Source organism: Bartonella sp. AP258QHHD (assembly GCF_042196145.1).
Classification (GTDB): Bacteria; Pseudomonadota; Alphaproteobacteria; order Rhizobiales; family Rhizobiaceae; genus Bartonella.
The window spans coordinates 1-3045 of the sequence record NZ_JBHIPR010000082.1 but is presented as its reverse complement, the minus strand read 5'-3'; the positions used below and the strand labels follow the sequence as shown (position 1 = coordinate 3045).

The following is a 3045-nucleotide window of genomic DNA, read 5'->3' as shown; positions in this document are numbered from 1 at the left end:
TGCTGTTTGTGAAGCTTCTCTTGCTGTTTGTTCTGCACGCGTTGCAATGGTCTTCGATTCATCGGCTAACCTCTTGGCTTCTGTCGAGACATGGACGGCGTTCTCACTTGCCTGCTTGACCTCTACAAAACTTTGCAATGCCGTAGCCAATGAACCTTTCGTACTACTTATTTCCCCTGTAGCTCTATCAAATCCTGCCTTCGCCTCTTCTGCCATTTGCTTGGCGGCATCAGAGGCACTCTTGGCTTCTTCGGCTAATCCCTTGGCTGTATCCGCTGTATCTTTTGCAAGATTAGCCGTTGTTGTTACTGCTGTAACCGCTTCACCCGTTTTGGTAACTTCGCTAAGCGCTCTTTCCGATACTTTTTTTGCCTCTTCTGCAACCTGTTGCGCGCCATTCGCACGCGCCATGGCTTTTTCTGCTTCTTGTCTTGCATTAACAACCTGCTCTAACGGCGCAAAGGTTTCATACGAATACAAAGAGGCCGTCCCTAAAAGCTTCGGAACAACAACGCTGTCTTGCGAAGTCCCTTCTCTGATTTCCTCTTTCGTTGCAGCAGGTATCAAATATTCATGTTCATGATCGGGTATCTTCATCTGTTTTCGTCCTCACATCATTCAGAGCACTTCGTCTAATGAACACTCTTTCAAATCTTCAAACTCTTCTCTTAAGGTCTCTAAGCGCTTCTCTAAATCTTTCAGTGAACCATCAAGCTCTGTTTTCAAAGCGGCTTTCAGTAAATCAAAAACGCCAGTAAGCGGCGCATGTACAAAACCTCCCCCAGAATACAAAACGACCCGTACTTGAGACGGGTCGCTAATCTCTGATATCGCAAACGGTTTTAATGACATTTCAACTCCTCATGTCTTGATCCCATAAATTACACTCACATTAACGGGGCGCGTTTCAACACCACCAACCCTCTCTGCCATGAGATGATGTTCATGATGCTCTCTGTCATTCAGACCGTCTGTTATAGGCGTTGAATAATATAAAAAATTAGCAAAGGGGCTCCTGATAAACCAAGGTAAACGCGGCGGCTTGTCTTTTTCTGTAAACCTACAACACACTGATTTATAATGATAATTCACTGTTTTGTATGTTGAATGAGAGTCTCGAATAACGTAAGATTCTCTCATTTCAAGTCTGTTTATATTGAATCAAACAAACCCATTTGCTTGCACGGCATAAGCGGGGCTGGCGTGTGGGTAAAACTGTATAAGAAAGGAATGAAAATGGTTCTTATGAATCGTCTTAACGCAAGGGCTGTCGCAACATTGGGAGCTGGCAAATATAATGATGGTGCCGGCTTGATCCTCCATAAGCGTAAAGATGGTGGTGCTCAATGGCTTTATCGTTATACCATTCACGGTCGGCGCCGTGAAATGGGCTTGGGCGCCTTAAGACATGTCTCTTTAAAAAAAGCCCGTGAATTGGCAAACCAATGGCGTGCTGTTTTACATGAGGGTCGTGACCCCATTAAAGAACGCGATAAACAAAAGCGTGAGGCAATGCGTAATCTTCATTATTTAAAAAACATTGCTTTAGATGCTTTTGAAAGCCGTAAAGCTGAATTAAAAAGAGATGGTAAAGCTTGTGATTGGTTTTTACCATTACGCCTTCATATTCTCCCTAAATTGGGCTGTCTGCCCGTTTCAGAGATTACACAAACAGAGATACGCAATACCCTTGCTCCTATCTGGCATACAAAAGCTGCAACAGCAGAGAAAGCACTAAATCGTCTTAATCTTTGTCTCAAACATGCGGCTGCATTAGGGTTAGATGTTGATTTACAAGCAACAGAAAAAGCACGCGCGCTCTTAGGTAAACAACGTCATAAAACCACTAATAGACCTGCAATGGATTGGAAAGATGTTCCCGCCTTTTATCAGTTACTCTGTAAAACACAAAACATAACACAACTGGCTTTGCGCTTGCTTATCCTGACAGGCGTTCGTACCAACCCTTTGCGTCATATTCGTGAAGATCAGATTGAAGATGATGTATGGACTATTCCTGCTGAGAATATGAAAGGTTTGCGTGACGCTACAACAGAATTTCGCGTACCTCTATCATCTGAAGCGCTAAAAGTGATTAAACAAGCCCGTTGTATTTCCAAAAGTAATTTCATTCTGTCTTTTTCCGGTCGTGCTCCCCTTGCTGAGAATTGTATGGCAAAATATATGAGAGACAATAAACTTGAAGCCTGCCCGCATGGTTTTCGCTCTAGTTTACGCAATTGGCTTGCTGAAACAACCGATGCTCCCTATGAGGTCGCTGAAACCATTCTAAGTCATACAGTAGGAGGTAAAGTAGAGCGTGCCTATCGTCGGACTGACTATTTAGAACAGCGCCGCGTTTATATGGATAAATGGGCGGCTTATGTCACGGGTCAATCTTAAGATATGGGGTGAATAACCCCATTATCTGTGGATAACTTTAGCTCTCTTTTCTCTCATTCTCTCTCAATAAGACTCATAACGTATCACATCAGAAATTGTATGATAAAATATTGTTTTCTATAAATAAAACATCTTTCTAAATGAACCAAAATGTGGTTAATAAATAGTTATGATTTGTTACCATTTTTATAGTGAAAGGATTTTAGAATGACAGAAAATGATATTCTTTTAACAGACCGTGAAAGTGCAAAATTGCTTCATATGAGTGTCTCAACTTTCCGCCGTCATGTGACCAATGGCTCTCTCCCAAAACCTTTAAAATTTGGTTTTTTATCCCGTTGGTTACAATCGGATCTTTTGAATGTAATCGAACAAGCAAAACAGCAACGTTATAACGACGCGGCATAAAAAGAAAACCTTGTCACGTAAGGACGGACAAGGCTTTCTCAAACTCATCACCCTAGAGATAGCACAATCCGTCCTGTGACGCAACGTTATAGGATTTACAATGATGTGTTCTTTTAAGAATGCGCGGGGTATTACACGTGCCTTGCGCGGGGTTTGGCATGGGCGTTATGGAACAGCCCGTTGCCCTGCTCATGATGATAGGCTGCCTAGCTTATCCCTTGCCAATGGACATGA

Annotated in this window: 3 protein-coding genes and 2 pseudogenes; 2 read left to right on the top strand and 3 right to left on the bottom strand. The window is 42.6% G+C overall.

All coding sequences use genetic code 11. The annotated features are described in order from the left end of the window. The 3 genes and pseudogenes from ACFIMM_RS09265 to ACFIMM_RS09255 all read right to left on the bottom strand — a co-directional run. Window positions 1–597: pseudogene (locus tag ACFIMM_RS09265) on the bottom strand (hypothetical protein); the annotation flags it as partial. 21 nt (window positions 598–618) lie between these two features. After that, entirely contained in the window at window positions 619–852 is a 234-nt protein-coding gene (locus tag ACFIMM_RS09260) for a hypothetical protein (RefSeq protein ID WP_375611072.1), read from the bottom strand. 9 nt (window positions 853–861) lie between these two features. Then, window positions 862–1059, bottom strand: a pseudogene (locus ACFIMM_RS09255) (phage tail protein); the annotation flags it as partial. A gap of 177 nt (window positions 1060–1236) precedes the next feature. On the opposite strand from ACFIMM_RS09255, the gene ACFIMM_RS09250 reads away from it, so the two are divergent. Then, window positions 1237–2403, top strand: a complete 1167-nt coding sequence (locus ACFIMM_RS09250) for a tyrosine-type recombinase/integrase (protein WP_375612608.1) — start codon at window positions 1237–1239, stop codon at window positions 2401–2403. 207 nt (window positions 2404–2610) lie between these two features. Next, window positions 2611–2811 (top strand): AlpA family transcriptional regulator, encoded by a 201-nt coding sequence (locus tag ACFIMM_RS09245; protein WP_015856172.1) that lies wholly within the window; start codon window positions 2611–2613, stop codon window positions 2809–2811. Window positions 2812–3045 lie beyond the last annotated feature (234 nt).